The following is a 14304-nucleotide window of genomic DNA, read 5'->3' as shown; positions in this document are numbered from 1 at the left end:
TCTGCACCGTCAGCTTGCCCCAATAACAAGGCGAATGCGCCAAACATTGGGGGTTTTTAATGAAGCTATCGGGACTCTTGGGTGCGACGGCGCTGGCAAGTGCGTTTGCGATGATCCCGGGCGTTGTGGCCGCGCAGACTGCCGCCACACCGCCTGCCGCCCCCTCGGACGAGACCGTGCAGACCGATACGCCGGCCCCGGTCGCCCAGGGGGAAGAGATCACGATCACCGGCTCGCGCATCCGGTCGCCGAATGCCACGTCGGTCGTTCCGGTCACGACCATTTCGGCCGCGGACCTGACCCAGACCGCGCGCACCTCGATCGGTGACGTCCTTAACGACCTGCCGCAGCTGGTCAGCACGTTCAGCCAGTCGAACTCGACCCGCTTTCTCGGCACCGCCGGCCTCAATCTGCTCGATCTTCGCGGCCTCGGGGCGCAGCGGACACTGGTGCTGGTCAATGGCCGCCGCCATGTCGGTTCGGACATCCTGAGCAACGCCGTCTCGGTCGACGTGAACACGATTCCGACCGACCTGATCGAAGCCGTCGACATCGTGACGGGCGGCAATTCCGCCGTTTACGGCTCGGACGCACTTGCAGGCGTCGTGAACTTTCGCCTGAAGTCGAACTTCGACGGCCTGCAGATCCGCGGCCAGGGCGGCGTCAGCGACGAGAAGGACGCCGGCTCGTATTTCGTCAGCGTGACGGGCGGCAAGAATTTCGCCGATGATCGCGGCAACATCGCGGTCAACCTCGAATATGTCCGGACCGAGGCGTTCTTCGCATCGCAGCGCAAGGAATATCGCCAGAACGATGCATTCATCACGACCAACATCGATGCCGCCGGCGCCGGGTTGAACGGCAATCTGAACTTCGACGGCGTCCCGGACGCTAGCTTCTTCCGCGACGTCCGCGTCGGGACCTTCTCGGATGGCGGCCTGTTCGCCTTTGCCGGCGCTGGCGCAGGCGCCACCGCTGGTGCCGGTTGCGGCCGCGACCCGCTCGGCCGCGCCTATACCTGCAACTATCTGGTCCAGCCCGGCGGCGGTCTTGCCCTGCAGACCGGCACGCGCGTCGGCATCGCAGGGGGTACCGCCGCGAACCCGTCGACGACCCCGGCCGGCGCGTTCCTCGGCGGCAACGGCAACACGCGCCGCGAGGGCGTCCTGTTGCAGCTGCTGCCGCAGCTCGACCGCTATTCGGCCAACCTCATCGCGCATTTCGAGGTGTCGCCGGCGTTCGTGCCGTTCGTTGAGGCGAAGTATGTCCGCGTCGACTCGGTTGGCCTCGGTGGGTCGGGTCCGGCATTCTACACGGGCTCGACGATCGACGGCTTGTATGAGCGTCCGCGTCTGGACAATCCGTACCTCAACACTGGTACGCGGGCCGCGCTGACCACCCAGGCACTGGCGTCAGCGAACAACTTCATCAACCCGACATCGGGGGCGGTGATCGGGCAGACGCTGAACGCGGACGGTTCGGTCCTTCGTACGCGAGAGCAGAACCGTGACATCCTGATCAACCAGATCAATGCGGGTACGACACGCCTCATCATGCGTAAGAACCTGACCGATCTCGGATCGCGTCGCGAGGATGCACGGCGCGAGACCTATCGCTTTGTCGCCGGTGTTCGCGGGGACTTCAACGACACCTGGAACTACGAGGTCTCGGCGAATTACGGCGAATTCACGGAGCGGACCCGGGTCCTCGGCAACGTCGATACGCAGCGTCTGGCGCTGGCGCTCGATGCCGTGCGCAACCCGGCCGGCCAGATCGTTTGCGGTGCGCAACTTGATGCAAACCGTGCAAATGCCGGCCCATTGATTGCCACCCCGGGTCAGGACCTGAACGGTAATGCTGCCAACCTCGCCGCCGATATCGCCGCATGCCAGCCAATCAACCCGTTCGGCACGGGCAGCATCTCGGACGCCGCACGCAGTTATGTGCTGCGGAACACCGAGTCGGCGGGTAAGATCACCCAGCTCGACCTGATTGCGACGATGTCCGGCGACACGTCGAAGTTCTTCAACCTTCCCGGCGGGCCGATCGGCTTCTCGGTGGGCGGCGAATATCGCCGGGAAACCAACTTCTTCGAGGCCGATCCGTTCGTGTCGGGCGGCTATACCTTCTACAATGCGCTGGCGACATTCGACCCGCCCTCGTTCGAGGTGAAGGAAGCATTCGGCGAAGTCCGTGTGCCGCTGCTCAAGGATCTTCCGCTGATCCAGAACCTGACGCTCGGCGCCGCCGGTCGCGTATCGGACTATAAGGGGTCCGCAGGAACGGTGTACACGTACAACCTGAACGCCGAATATTCGCCCGTTCAGGATATCCGCTTCCGCGCCAATTACGGCCGCGCGGTGCGCGCACCGAACCTGTCCGAACTCTACTCGGCAGCGGGGCAAAACTTTGCGTCCGTGACCGATCCCTGCTCGTCGGACAATCTGGGTCGCGGCACGCAGTTCCGTGCGGCGAACTGCGCAGCCGCGGGCATTCCGACCAGCTACAACTTCATCTACGGCCAGACGCTCGAAATCATGACGGGCGGTAACCAGAACCTGAACGTCGAGAAGTCGGATTCCTACACCTATGGTGGTGTCATCACGCCGCGGTTCATCCCCGGCCTGACGCTGTCGGTCGATTACTATAACATCAAGGTCAACGATGTTATCACGGCCGTCAGCGCACAGGGCATCATCAACAACTGCTACGACTCGCCCTCGATCACCGACAACCAGTTCTGCGCGCAGTTCCAGCGCGTTGCCGCCGGTGGTACGGGACCGAACAATGAGCAGGCCTATCGCATCATCGAAGGCAGCCTGCTCCAGTCCTCGCTCAACTTTGCGAGCCTGAAGCGTCGCGGTATCGATGCCGATGTCAGCTACCTGCGGACGGTCGGTAACACCCGCCTGTCGGCCCAGGTGATCTACACGCACATCCTCGAGAGCAGCAGCTTCCTGAACCCGCTGCAGCCGAGCTTTGCAGACACGACGGTTGGCGAGCTGGGCTATCCGAAGGATCAGGTCTCGGTGAACCTGGGCGCCGACTTCGGTCAGGTGACCTTCAACACGCAGTTCCGCTATTTGTCGAAGCAGTCCGTCGGGGCGATCGAGAACCGGATCGCCTTCCAGGATCGCGCACCGCAGAATCTCGACGACTTCAGCATCCCCTACTATCCCGATGTGCTCTACATCGGTGCCAAGCTGGGCGTGGACATCGGCGAACGTTCGAACTTCTACGTCGGCATCGACAATCTGACCGACCGCCTGCCGCCTCTCGGCGCGACGGGCACCGGCTTCGGCAGCGGCATCTTCGACAATGTCGGCCGCCGCTTCTATGCCGGCATGACCGCCAAGTTCTGATCGAACCTGGTATGACTAGCGAGGGCCGGTGTTTTACCGGCCCTCTTTTTTGCGTCTGGCAGCAGCGGCGCCGGCGACCGCATGTGAAACCCGACGCTAGGTCCAGCAGCGGCTGAAACGCGTACCCAGGCTGGTCAGAAGCTCATATTGCGACATGCCCGACCGTGCCGCCGCGCCGCGCAGGTCGGTATCGAACGACAGCCAGTCCGCTTCGGGCAAAGTCGTCCCCTCGGGCAACGCCACCGCGACGAGATCCATCGAAACGCGGCCGATGACCGGAAGCGAAAGCGCGTTGGACGAGGCGATCCCATGGTCGGAGAAGCCCCGGAAATAACCGTCTGCATAACCGAGATTGACGATCGCGATCTCGGTGTCGGCCTTCGCCGTCCAGGTCGCGTTATAACCCACGCTCTCCCCAGCCCGAACGAGGCGACGCTGAAGGACCTGCGCTTCCATCGTCACGACGGGCACGACCGCATCGCCCAGTTCCCCTCGCGGCACCCCGCCATACACCGCCAGCCCCGGTCGGGTCAGATCGAACGCATAGTCGTGCCCCAGCGCGATCCCCGCGGAGTTCGCAAGACTCATCCGACGCGCGCCCGTCATGCCCTGCAACGCCGCGAACCGATCGCGCTGTACCGCGTTCATCGCCGCGTCCTCATCGGCGCAGGCGAGATGGCTCATCAACGTCTCGATCGTCAGGCCGTCGAGCAGCCCGTCGGCAATATCCTGCGCGGACACGCCGAGGCGGTTCATCCCTGTGTCGACCATGACGTCGCACGCGCCCCCGCCCCCGGCCTTCCAGCGCGCGACCTGTGCCGGCGTGTTGAGCACCGGGCGCGCGATGCCGGCGCGGGCGGCCGCCATGTCCTCGTCGCGGACGCCGTGGAGGACGGACACCGCCAGGCCGAGCGGCGCCAGCTCGACCGCCTCGCGCCAGTTGGAGACGAAGAAGTCGCGACACCCCGCCCCCGCCAGACGCCGCGCAACCTCGACCGCGCCGAGGCCATAGCCGTTCGCCTTGACCGCCGCACCGCACGCGGCGCGGCCGCTCATCCGGTCGAGCGTCTGCCAGTTGCGGACAAGAGCGTCGCCGTCGAGGCGCAGGCGGAGCGGGGCGGGAATATCGATCACCCGCGCGGGATAGAGCGCTTGCGCGGCATCGTCGATGACCTTCCCGCCTCCCCGCCCTCGCCCGGCCCCGATCCGTCCGTCCGTTACCGCATGGCGTAGCGCAGCCCGATCCAGAGCGTGCGCGGCGTCGCACGTTCGACAATCGTGCCGCTGCTGATCCCCGCCTCGACTGTTTCATCGAACAGGTTTTCCGCGCGCGCCTCGACGACCAGCGCGCGGGTAATCGGATAGGCCGCATAGGCGTCGAGCGTGGTTGCGGGATCGAGGCTGCGGCTGTTCTGATCGTCGTCGAACTGGCGCGCGACATGGCGCACGGTCAGCGACGCGGCGGCGGCATCGCGGCGCCAGTCGACCGTCGCCGATACCTGGTCGCGCGGCGTCTGGGCCGGACGCAGCCCGTCAAGCGCGATCGCGGCGGCCGAGGCATCGACGGTCGAATTGACGTGCGACCACGAGGCCTGGACGCCGACCGGGCCGGGACGATACGCGGCATCGATCTCGAACCCGTGTGCGCGGATCGCGTCGAGGTTGCGGCGGACGCGCGACGCGCTGGTGGCGGTCGACGACAGCGTGACGTTGGCGATCGCGTCCTTCAACCTGTTGTAGAAATAGGTCGCGGCGATGCTGACACCCGGCGCCGGCGCCAGCGTGACCCCACCCTCGACCCCGGTCAGACGCTCTGGCGACAGCAGCGCATTGGCCGCGGTCGTGTCGTTGCCGACGCGGAACGGGCGATAGAGCTCGTTGAGCGTCGGCAGCCGCCAGCCGCGATAGCCCGCAACACGCAGCGTAACCGCGTCGACCGGACGATAGGCGATCCCCGCGCGGCCCGTCGTTTCGGTACCCTCTCGATCGGCATAGCGCAGGTCGGTGACCGGCAGCCCCCCGGCGAGCGGTCGTTCCGACAGATAACCCTGGTCGATCGTCCAGCGGTCGATCCGCCCGCCAAGGCTGAACGTCACATCGCCCGCGACGAGACTGCCGTCCGCGAACAGCCCCGACGTGGTCGAACTGCCCCCCGCCTCGCGTCGCCGTGTAGGATTGCCGCCGGCAAAAAAGAACAGTTCCTGCGTCTTGCCGCTGACGTCGCGAATGTCCGCGCCGAGCCGCAGCGTGATCGCCTCACCAAGCGGCGGCTGGAGTTCGAACCGCGCACCGAGCCCCGTCGCGGGCGTATTATACTGGTCGAGCGACTGGGTGGTCGTGCTGCGTGCCGCGTTGATGCTGCCGAAGCTCGAGGCAAAGGCGCGGGTCTGAAGATAACCGAGCAGCGAATAGCCCCAGCGTCCCCGCCCGACCAGTCGCAGGCTGGCATCCGCGCCCTCGCTGCGATTGGCGGTGAAATCGCTGCCGCGGTCGCGCGTGTCGGTGAAGGCGCTCGCGTTCAGCTGCAGCTCGGTGGTCGCATCGACGGCGATCACCGTGCGCACCGCGCCCGATGCCTGCTCATACGGCGCCGGGCGATCGACCGCGCCGCGCGACCCCGCGACCGTCGGCGTGAAGCCGTCGCCGCGCGCATAGGCTCCCGATACGACCGCGAAACCGCCGTCGCGGACCAGCGCCGCGGAGGCCTGCGCGTCGACCGAATCGCGGCTGCCATAGGCGATACCCGCCTGAAACGGGGTCAGCTGGTCGGGACTGGCGCTTTCGAGCTCGACGGTGCCGGCAAGTGCGCCCGGCCCCTGATAGCCGCTGCCGCCGCCGCGCGTGACGCGGATCCGGCCCAGCCGGCCCGTCGCATAGGCGGGAAACGCGACCCACCCGCCGAACGGGTCGGCCTGCGGGACGCCATCGAACAGCAGCAGCGCGCGGCTCGACGCATTGCCGCCGATGCCGCGCAGCGAAATGCCTTGGCTGGTCGGGTTTGCGCTGCGTGAATCCGAGCGCCGGAACTGCTGCAGCCCCGCGACATCGGCGAGCACGGTTTCCAGCCGGTTGCTCGCGCTCGACTGGATGCGGTCGCGCTCGATCGTGACGATGTCATAGGCCCGGTCGCCGGGGGCATCCGCCAAGCCACGCCCGGTGACGACGATCACCGGCGGCGTCTCGGCGACGGGCGATGGGGCGACGCTCTGCGCGATGCCTGGCGTCGGGAGCGCAAGCGGAAGGAGAAGGACGGCGGACAGGCGACGCGATCGCGCGATAATGGTCATCGCGGGCTCATGCCAGCATTGCACCGCCGGCGAAAAGCCTCTTTCGCCAAAGACCTGACACCAAGGCAAAGGCGGGGGCACGCATGCACTGCCCCGCCCCCGCCGGGCTGCGTCAGACCAGTTCGACCGCGACCGCCGTCGCCTCGCCGCCACCGATGCACAACGCCGCCACGCCCTTGCGCAGACCCCGCGCCTTGAGTGCAGCGACCAGCGTGGCGATGATCCGCGCGCCGCTCGCGCCGATCGGATGGCCGAGCGCGGTTGCGCCGCCATTGACGTTCAGCCGGTCGCGCGGGATTGCGAGGTCGCGCATCGCGATCATCGCCACCGTCGCGAACGCCTCGTTCACCTCGAACAGGTCGACGTCCCCGACGGTCCAGCCAGCACGGTCGAGCACCTTGCGGATCGCCGAGACGGGTGCGGTCGTGAACTGCGCGGGGGCGTGCGCATGCGCGGCGGTCGCGACGATCCGCGCCTCCTGCGCCAGACCCAGCCGCGCGGCGACGCTCGCCCGCGTCAGCACCAGCGCCGCGGCACCGTCCGAGATCGAGGCCGAGGTCGCCGCGGTGATCGTCCCGTCCTTGGCAAAGGCGGGGCGCAGGCCCGGGATCTTCTCGGGCTTTGCCTTGCCCGGCTGCTCGTCCTCGACGACCGCGACGTCACCGCCGCGCGTCTTGACCGTCACCGGCACGACCTCGTCGCGGAAATGCCCCCCGGTGACCGCCGCACTCGCCCGCGCCAGGCTTTCGAGCGCGAACGCGTCCTGGTCTGCCCGTGTGAATTGATAGGTACCCGCCGTGTCCTCGGCGAAGGCGCCCATCGGCTTGCCCTTTTCATAGGCATCCTCGAGACCGTCCAGCATCATCGAATCGGATACGACGTCATGGCCGATCCGCGCGCCACCGCGATGCTTGGCGAGTAGGAAAGGCGCATTCGTCATGCTTTCCATCCCGCCCGCGACGACCACGTCGACGGTCCCGGCGGCAAGCGCCTCGAACCCCATGATCGCGGCCTGCATCCCGGATCCGCACATCTTGTTGATCGTCGTGGCCTCGACCGAATCGGGAAGCCCCGCGCCGAGCGCCGCCTGGCGTGCAGGCGCCTGGCCCAGCCCGGCGGGCAGGACGCAGCCCATATAGATGCGGTCGATCACCGCCGGGTCGACGCGTGCGCGCTCGACCGCCGCCTTGACCGCGGTCGCGCCGAGTTCGGTCGCGGTGACCCCTGAAAGGGCCCCCTGGAATCCACCCATCGGCGTACGGGCATAGCTGGCGATGATGATCGGATCGTCGGTCATGGTGATCGTTCCTGTAAACGGCATGCGGCGTGCGCCAGTGGACCGGGGCCGGCGTCGCCGCGCACGGGCGCGGACCATACCGGATCATCCAAAGTCGCTGCAACCGACGCTCTGAGCGCCCTGCCATACCCGCGGTAAATGGCGTGTCAACACCACCACGCCGCCGTGACGCGTTGCCCCGAATTGCCGGACGCAGCACGTCGCACCCCCGGTCCGACGCGGTACCCGCGCAACGAACCGCCAGAGGCGCGCGTTCACAGGGCATGGTCAATCGACCGTGCCCAGACTTGGAAGCGTCACCGGCCAGCATAAGCCGGGACCCAAAAGGAGACGAACATGACCCATATGTTGCTCGCCGGCCTCGCGCTCGCGACCGCCGCCACCATGGCCGCACCGACCATCGAACACACGACGCGGGTCGATCACCACAGCGGCCCCGTGGAGGTCCGTTATCGCGGCGCGGTCGTCATCGAACACCGCCAGATCGGCGCGGTCGCACCAGCCGGACAATCCTCGACGCTGCGCTGTGCCTGGACCGCCAACATGATCGTCGACCGGCACGCCAAGGCGTCGTCTGGCACGCTGATGACGCGCAACTTCGCGCGCGATGGCGTCGCAGCGGGCCACCAGCCGGGATGGTGCAGCAGCAGCCGCGCCGCGATCGCACGCGAGGTCGCCGCGAAGACGCGCGACCTGCATCACGACGTGACCGCGATGGCACAGGAAGACCATGACGTACTCCGCGCCGAACTCGATCAGATCCACGGAGCGTTGGCCGCAGGATGACGCGCCCCTTCACGCACACACTCGCGCTGACCCTGTGTAGCACGGCAGCCTTTCTCCCAACGTCCGTGCAGGCGCAGGTCGCGCCCTCCGGCGGGATCGAGGTCGCCACCGACGAAGCACGCCGCGGTCTCAGCTGGAGCGAGGGCCGCGCAGTACTGTCCGCGGATGCGGCGGCCTCGCTCGGCAGGATCGACGCGACAGCGCGCGTGACGACGCTCCGCAACGCCGACCGCCACGCGGGCGCCGACGCGGTCGTCGACGTCATGCTGGCGACCGGGTGGGACCTAGGCGCGGTCACGCTCCGGACGTCCGCGACCGGGCATCTATTCGCCGGCGCGCGCACCGGGATGGACTATGCCGAGATCGGCGCGTCCGCGCGGTACAGCTATGGTCCGGCCCGTCTGGTCGGCGGGATCGAATTCGCCCCGTCGCAGGATGCACTGGGGGGCAGCAACGTCTATCTTTATGCGAATGCCGATGCCGGGATCCCCGGGACGCCCTACACGCTGCTGGCGGGTATCGGGCACTCCTCGGGCACCACGACGGATCCGCTGCGCATACAGCGGCTGCGTCCCGGTGGCAGCTATACCGATTGGCGATTGGGCGTCGAACGCCAGCAGGGGCCGCTGACGCTCGGGGTCGATTATATCGGCACCGACATCGCGCGCGCCGATGCGACCGGCCCGTTTGCGGATGCGCGACACAGCGGCGACCGAATCGTCGCCCGCGCGCGGCTGGGCTTCTGATCCCGCGGGAGCGCGCTGATCCGCGCTCCCAAGACCGGCCCCCTTGAAGGGCCGTGCTCACGAAGATCCAGAAATGACATGATGGGGTTTGGGAAGCCCGGAAGTCCCTGAGGACATTCTCTGCTTCGAATTATCCCTACCCGGCTTTCTGTCTGCAAAGACGAGAAAGACCGGGTAGGGTCAATTCCATGGTGGGCGTGGCAAGGATTGAACTTGCGACCCCTGCGATGTCAACACAGTGCTCTACCACTGAGCTACACGCCCGCCGGAGCGCTCCACTAGCCGCGCTTATCGCGGGGCGCAAGCGCTCAATTGAAGCTTGTTGCATTATCCATCTCGAACAGCCGATCGACCTCGGCCACCAGGTCGCGGAGATGGAAGGGTTTGGACAGCACGCGCGCCTGCGGCATCGTCTTGCCCGCCTTCAGCGTGACCGCCGCAAAGCCGGTGATGAACATGACGCGGAGGTTCTTGCAGAGCTCGCCGGCACGCTGCGCCAGCTCGATGCCGTCCATCTCGGGCATCACGATATCGGTCAGCAGCAGGTCAAACGTCTCGGTCTCGAGCAGCGGAATCGCCGCGGTGCCACGGTCGACCGCGGTCACCGCATACCCCGATCGCTGCAAGGCGCGGGTAAGATATTCGCGCATGACCTGATCATCCTCGGCCAGCAGGATTCGCAACATCGATATATTCCCGTGATTTAGCGGTCCGTTACTCCATAAGCAGTTAAGATTTCCAGATCGTTTGCCCGTTCATGCAATGCGCCCTACGCTTTTCCGCATGCAGTCTCCTTCGTTCATGCGCTTCGGCGACCTGCCGCCTGCCAGCCCGGTGGTGATGTCGGTACCGCATGCCGGGCGCGATTATCCGCCCGCATTGCGCGAGGCGTTGCGTGTCCCGTTCGACACCGTGGTGGCGCTCGAGGACCGTCATATCGACATCGTCGCCACCCGGGCACGGACGGTCGAGACGATGATCGTGCAGACCCGGGCACGCGCCTGGATCGACCTGAACCGCAGCGAGGCCGAACGTGATCCGCGCGTGGACGAGGGGGCGAACCCGATGGCGCAGCCTCAACCCTCCGCCAAGCTGCGAAGCGGCCTCGGCCTGGTGCCGCGTCGGGCAGCCGCCGCGCCCGACCTCTGGCGGCGCCGGTTTACCGACGCGGACATCTCCAGCCGGATCGCCAACGACCACCGCCCCTATCATGACGCGGTGCACGACGCGCTGGCTGCAGCGCAGGCGAAGTTCGGGATCGCGATCCTCCTCGACGTCCATTCGATGCCGCCGCTCTCGGCGGCGGGCGTACCGGGCGGCAGTCCGCCCCGCATCGTGCTGGGGGACCGTTTCGGCCGCAGCGCCGACCCGCGCTTCCTAGCCTGCCTCGAGACCGAGATCGCGGACACAGGCCTGCCCTTTGCCCGCAACGCGCCCTATGCCGGGGGGCATATCCTCGAACGGCACGCGCGCCCCACTGCGGGGATCCACGCGATTCAGCTCGAATTCGATCGGTCGCTCTATCTCGATCGCCAGTTCGACGGCTTGGGCACCGGCGTAGATGCGACGGTGCGGCTGCTCAAGGCCCTTCTCACGGCCTTGACGAACGAGGCGCTGGCCATGGGCGCATCGGCCACCACCCGGGCCGCAGCGGCCGAATAAGGGCCAGCGCTAGCGACACCGATCCCCCGCAGCGGGACCCTAGCTCGGCACATAAAAAAACCACCCCGTGCGCGAAGCACGAGGTGGCCAAGGTTCAGGGAGGAGGCACGCTAGAAGCGTGCCGTACGACGCCGCGAAAGGGGGGGACACGGTGCCGTACAGGTCTAAAATGGGCGAGCGGGATTTTGGTTCAACCCCGACGCGAAAAATTCTGCGCCGCAACGATCGCAGCCCGGGATCCCGGCGCGAGCGCGCGGTATCTGGTGCGCCGACCGACCGCGCTGCGATCGGTCGGCGCGGACGGATCAGCCGCCGAGCTGCGGCAGCGGCGTCTTGCCGAGCTGGACCTGGCGGGCGAAGATGTCGCGCATCAGCGCAAGCGAGAACAGGTGGGCGTACAGCAGCGGCAGCATGCCCGATTTGCTGATCTTGCGCAGCGCATCGCCGCGCAGGTCGATCAGCTTCTCCTCGTTGACCATCTGGAACCCGCGATAGACGAAGGGCTGCTCGGCACCGTCGGGCTGGATCGAGACTTCGCCGTCCATCAGCAGGCCGAGTTCGCGCAGCTCCTTCATGAAGTTCTGCGTGCGTGCGCCGGCCTGTTCGAACGATTCGTTGAACGCCAGGATCGACTTGGTGACCTCGGTCGGCGCGCCATCCGCGAACAGCGCGTCGCCCTCGTCGAACGCACCGAGCGCATCGGAGGTCGGATCGAAGCAGAGCGACAGCTCCTGCGCATCGGGATGCAGCCGCGCGAGCATGTACGGATAGCGGCGGATATAGGCGGGAACGTAGAAGGTGTTCTCGGTCAGCTTGCCGTCGTCGCCGATGAAGACGTTGACGCCCTCGTTGAGGCCCATCAGCGCCAGCGGGATCGCATCGTCGCCGACCGAGAAGACGATCGGCATGTGACGCTGCACCAGCGGGAATTCGTCGACGGTGATCGGGATCGCATGCTGGCCGACGAGGAACGGTGCGCTCTCCTGCGGGCGGACCTTGTAATCGGCGTGCGTGTCGCTCGAAAGCGGCTCTAGGCCATTGTAGAAGAGCGGAAGCTGCGGTGCGCTGGCCATCATGTATCTCCAGTGTTTCGTCAGAGGATCTGGGCGGCAGGACGCCGGCGATTGGCGCGAGGCTCTATGGCGTGACGCCTGCCCGTGCAAGCGTGACGAGCTTGCCGGGGTTCAGCAGCCCGTGCGGATCGAATGCGGTCTTCACCGCGCGCAGGATCGTCAGCCGTGCCGGCGACGACAACCGCTCCAGCTCACCGATCTTCATCTGGCCGATCCCGTGCTCTGCGGAGATCGATCCTCCGGCCGCGACGACCAGATCGTCGACGAAGCGTGTTACGACCGGCGCATCCTCGGCATACCAGCGCGCGGGATCGGTGCCCTGCGGAGCGCGGACGTGAAAATGGACATTGCCGTCGCCCAGATGACCGAATCCACTGGCATGCGTCCCAGGAAACCGCACCTCGCAGGCCCGCGCTGCATCGATCATGAAGCGCGGCATCGTCTCGACCGGGACCGAGATGTCATGCTGCGTGGCGGGGCCGAGCGCACGTTCGGCCGCAGACAGGGAATCACGGATCCGCCAGAATGCTGCAGCCTGCGCCTCGCTGGCCGCGATCACGGCGTCCTCGACCTGCCCTGCCTCCAGCGCGGCGCCCAGCAGCCTTTCGAGCAGCGCCGCGGGGGTTTCGCCGTCCATGGACGGTGCGGTTGCCTCGATCAGGACATGCCAGGCATGGTCGCCGTCGAGCGGCGCACGCGTCCCCGGGAGATGCGCGACCGCTGCCGCTAGCGTTTCGCGGGGCAGGATCTCGAAGCTTTCGACACGGTCAGTCGCCGCCTGCAAGCGGCGGAGCAGCCGAAGCGCGCTGTCGGGTCCGGAGACCCCGACCCAGGCGACCGCGCGTGCGGCCACGGCTGGCACGAGGCGCAACGTGGCTGCGGTGACGATCGCCAGCGTCCCCTCGGATCCGACGAGCAGCTGGTCGATGTCATAGCCGCGATTGTCCTTCTTCAGCGCAGACAGGCCGTCATGGACGCTGCCGTCGAGCAGCACCGCCTCGACCCCTGCGACCAGTCCGCGCATCGTCCCGAACCGAAGCACCTGCGTGCCGCCGGCATTGGTCGAGACCAGGCCGCCGATCGTCGCGCTGCCGCGGGCGCCGAGCGTCAGCGGGAAGCGCTGGCCGACCGCCTGCGCAGCGTCGTCGAGATCGGCGAGGATAGCGCCGGCCTCCACCACCGCGAGACCGGCCTCGGCATCGATCGACCGGATGCGGTTGAGACGGCGCAGCGACAGCAGGGCGGCACGGCCATCGGCGGGCGGCGTCGCCCCGCCGACCATCGACGTGTTGCCGCCCTGCGGTACCAGCGGGACGCGGAACGCCAGCGCGGCCTGGGCGATCGCCGATACCTCGGCAACCGACGACGGAGCGAACATCAGCGGGGCTGCACCATGGAACCGGCCCCGCCAGTCGTTCAGCCAGGGGGCGATATCGGCGGCATCGGTGACGATGGACTTGCGCTCGAGCTGCGGGGCAAGCGCATCGAGCATCTGTGTCTGTTCGGGCGTCATGACTGCGCCGCTAAGCGCAATTCACCTCCCGTTCAACGATCGCGGTTAACGCTGCTTAGCGACATCATGATTCACCCTGCGCTTCCCGCCTCCCTCCTCGCCCTCACCGCCCCCCTCGCGGCCGTGGCGAACCCCGCCGTGCCGACGCGCGCGCGCGTCGAGATCACGCAGGTCTCGATCCACGAGCGGATCATCATCCGCGTCCCCCGCATGTTCCGGCGATCGGCCCAACCCGTCGGTAGCGCGCCCTTGTCGAAGCCGCGCGAGTGGAAGGAGCGCAAGGGGCCCAAATGCGTCGCCGTCGCGGAGATAGCAGGCGCCTTTCTCGGCCAGCCGGGCTCGGTCGATCTCGTCATGCAGGACGGCACGCGGTTGCGCGCGAAGCTTGATGGCGACTGCAAACCACTCGACTATTATCCAGGCTTCTACCTGCGGCCGAGCGGTGACGGTCTGATATGTCGCGATCGCGACGCGATTCGCATGCGGTCCGGCGCGCGCTGCGAAATCGATGACTTCAAGACGCTGAAGCTCAAACAATAGACAAGACCGCAGGGGTGATGTGCGACTTTCGTCGTGCC

Annotated in this window: 11 protein-coding genes and 1 tRNA gene; 5 read left to right on the top strand and 7 right to left on the bottom strand. The window is 67.1% G+C overall.

Annotated features, from left to right (window positions below):
• Positions 1–59: 59 nt before the first annotated feature.
• Positions 60–3362, top strand: coding sequence for a TonB-dependent receptor domain-containing protein (locus tag C8J24_RS10045; protein WP_107932100.1), 3303 nt, complete (start codon positions 60–62; stop codon positions 3360–3362).
• A gap of 96 nt (positions 3363–3458) precedes the next feature.
• Here C8J24_RS10045 and alr read toward each other — a convergent pair whose 3' ends face one another.
• The 3 genes from alr to C8J24_RS10030 all read right to left on the bottom strand — a co-directional run bounded on the left by alr (position 3459) and on the right by C8J24_RS10030 (position 7946).
• Positions 3459–4487 carry an alanine racemase gene (gene alr, locus C8J24_RS10040; protein ID WP_107932777.1) on the bottom strand — a complete coding sequence of 343 codons (1029 nt, stop codon included), beginning with the start codon at positions 4485–4487 and terminating at the stop codon, positions 3459–3461.
• 92 nt (positions 4488–4579) lie between these two features.
• Positions 4580–6649: a TonB-dependent receptor gene (locus tag C8J24_RS10035; protein ID WP_107932098.1), complete on the bottom strand. Its 2070-nt coding sequence runs from the start codon at positions 6647–6649 to the stop codon at positions 4580–4582.
• Between the two features lie 112 nt (positions 6650–6761).
• On the bottom strand, positions 6762–7946 hold the full coding sequence (locus C8J24_RS10030) for an acetyl-CoA C-acyltransferase (RefSeq protein WP_107932096.1): 1185 nt from the start codon (positions 7944–7946) through the stop codon (positions 6762–6764).
• Positions 7947–8282: 336 nt separating this feature from the next.
• Here C8J24_RS10030 and C8J24_RS10025 point away from each other — a divergent pair, with 336 nt between their 5' ends.
• Positions 8283–8732, top strand: coding sequence for a hypothetical protein (locus C8J24_RS10025; RefSeq protein WP_244180611.1), 450 nt, complete (start codon positions 8283–8285; stop codon positions 8730–8732).
• Complete coding sequence (locus C8J24_RS10020; protein ID WP_107932094.1) at positions 8729–9478, top strand: TorF family putative porin; 750 nt, start codon at positions 8729–8731, stop codon at positions 9476–9478. Before C8J24_RS10025 ends, C8J24_RS10020 begins: the two co-directional genes overlap by 4 nt.
• 189 nt (positions 9479–9667) lie before the next feature.
• Here the strand turns inward: C8J24_RS10020 and C8J24_RS10015 are convergent.
• Positions 9668–9742: transfer RNA gene (locus tag C8J24_RS10015), tRNA-Val, on the bottom strand.
• A gap of 44 nt (positions 9743–9786) precedes the next feature.
• Positions 9787–10164 (bottom strand): cell cycle two-component system response regulator CpdR, encoded by a 378-nt coding sequence (gene cpdR, locus C8J24_RS10010; protein WP_031394969.1) that lies wholly within the window; start codon positions 10162–10164, stop codon positions 9787–9789.
• A 97-nt stretch (positions 10165–10261) separates the two neighbouring features.
• On the opposite strand from cpdR, the gene C8J24_RS10005 reads away from it, so the two are divergent.
• Positions 10262–11140, top strand: a complete 879-nt coding sequence (locus tag C8J24_RS10005; protein ID WP_107932773.1) for an N-formylglutamate amidohydrolase — start codon at positions 10262–10264, stop codon at positions 11138–11140.
• 305 nt (positions 11141–11445) lie between these two features.
• On the opposite strand, the gene C8J24_RS10000 is transcribed toward C8J24_RS10005, so the two are convergent.
• Complete coding sequence (locus tag C8J24_RS10000) at positions 11446–12213, bottom strand: SapC family protein (RefSeq protein ID WP_031394972.1); 768 nt, start codon at positions 12211–12213, stop codon at positions 11446–11448.
• Positions 12214–12277: 64 nt separating this feature from the next.
• Positions 12278–13726, bottom strand: a complete 1449-nt coding sequence (locus C8J24_RS09995; protein ID WP_107932092.1) for an FAD-binding oxidoreductase — start codon at positions 13724–13726, stop codon at positions 12278–12280.
• Positions 13727–13792: 66 nt separating this feature from the next.
• Between C8J24_RS09995 and C8J24_RS09990 the strand changes: the two genes are divergently transcribed.
• Complete coding sequence (locus C8J24_RS09990) at positions 13793–14266, top strand: hypothetical protein (protein ID WP_031394973.1); 474 nt, start codon at positions 13793–13795, stop codon at positions 14264–14266.
• Positions 14267–14304: the final 38 nt, after the last annotated feature.

The sequence above is a fragment of the Sphingomonas aerolata genome (genome assembly GCF_003046295.1).
GTDB lineage: Bacteria > Pseudomonadota > Alphaproteobacteria > Sphingomonadales > Sphingomonadaceae > Sphingomonas > Sphingomonas aerolata.
Note: the sequence above shows the minus strand (reverse complement) of the source record. Positions and strands in the feature narration are given on the sequence as shown.

Bases quoted from the DNA above. Each gene is read 5' to 3' on its own strand.
- C8J24_RS10045 (WP_107932100.1), top strand. From the start codon at position 60: ATGAAGCTATCGGGACTCTTGGGTGCGACGGCGCTGGCAAGTGCGTTT.
- C8J24_RS10035 (WP_107932098.1), bottom strand. From the start codon at position 6,649: ATGACCATTATCGCGCGATCGCGTCGCCTGTCCGCCGTCCTTCTCCTT.
- C8J24_RS10030 (WP_107932096.1), bottom strand. From the start codon at position 7,946: ATGACCGACGATCCGATCATCATCGCCAGCTATGCCCGTACGCCGATG.
- C8J24_RS10025 (WP_244180611.1), top strand. From the start codon at position 8,283: ATGACCCATATGTTGCTCGCCGGCCTCGCGCTCGCGACCGCCGCCACC.
- C8J24_RS10020 (WP_107932094.1), top strand. From the start codon at position 8,729: ATGACGCGCCCCTTCACGCACACACTCGCGCTGACCCTGTGTAGCACG.
- cpdR (WP_031394969.1), bottom strand. From the start codon at position 10,164: ATGTTGCGAATCCTGCTGGCCGAGGATGATCAGGTCATGCGCGAATAT.
- C8J24_RS10005 (WP_107932773.1), top strand. From the start codon at position 10,262: ATGCAGTCTCCTTCGTTCATGCGCTTCGGCGACCTGCCGCCTGCCAGC.
- C8J24_RS10000 (WP_031394972.1), bottom strand. From the start codon at position 12,213: ATGGCCAGCGCACCGCAGCTTCCGCTCTTCTACAATGGCCTAGAGCCG.
- C8J24_RS09995 (WP_107932092.1), bottom strand. From the start codon at position 13,726: ATGACGCCCGAACAGACACAGATGCTCGATGCGCTTGCCCCGCAGCTC.
- C8J24_RS09990 (WP_031394973.1), top strand. From the start codon at position 13,793: ATGATTCACCCTGCGCTTCCCGCCTCCCTCCTCGCCCTCACCGCCCCC.